We start from the raw sequence: 607 nt of genomic DNA on the forward strand, positions 1-607 counted from the left end.
GAACTGTTAATCAGCGCTCTGGGGCTGGCGATGGTTGCCGCGCTGGTGCCGCAGCATCTGATGGGCTTTATTCTGGGGATGTGGTTTCTGACCCAGGCCGCCGCTTTCCTGCTGGGCGGCTATGTGGCGACCTTTACCGCGGTGCCGGAAAACATCACCGACCCGCTGCAGACCCTGCCGGTCTACACCAATGTGTTCAGTAAAATTGGCCTGGTGACGCTGGGCGTCACGGTGGTAATGGCGCTGATGGTGCCGTGGCTGAACCGGATGATTAATACCCCGGCCAGCGCCGAATAACCGTTTGAGATGGCCGATCCGCACTGGCGCCGTTTGTTCAGATATTGTGGTTCCCGGCTTGCGCTACGCTGAGCCGGGCGACGATTCGGTAGCCCGGATAAGGCGCGTTGCGCCGCTATCCGGGAGATACCACCACGGCGTAATATTACTCCGGCGTACCGGCGTAAATATCAAACCGATGCCCTTTGGTCACCACCGCATTCGGCGTGGCGACTTCCGCCAGCGGCGGCGCATAATCCGGGCGCTTCACCACCACCCGCTTGGTCGCCAGCTGGCGCGCCGGGGCCAGCAGGCCATCGGCGTCTAAATC

The 607-nt window shown here is 61.8% G+C and carries 2 protein-coding genes; one reads left to right on the top strand and one right to left on the bottom strand.

What is annotated here, in order from left to right; genetic code table 11:
* Positions 1-297 (top strand): POT-type proton-dependent oligopeptide transporter (locus HGP29_RS28465; protein ID WP_449401708.1); only part of this gene is annotated, 297 nt, incomplete at its 5' end.
* 145 nt (positions 298-442) lie between these two features.
* On the opposite strand, the gene HGP29_RS29155 is transcribed toward HGP29_RS28465, so the two are convergent.
* A partial coding sequence (locus HGP29_RS29155; protein ID WP_168885839.1) for a class I SAM-dependent methyltransferase occupies positions 443-607 on the bottom strand: 165 nt, incomplete at its 5' end.

The organism is Flammeovirga agarivorans, assembly GCF_012641475.1.
In the GTDB taxonomy this organism is placed as follows: Bacteria; Bacteroidota; Bacteroidia; order Cytophagales; family Flammeovirgaceae; genus Flammeovirga; species Flammeovirga agarivorans.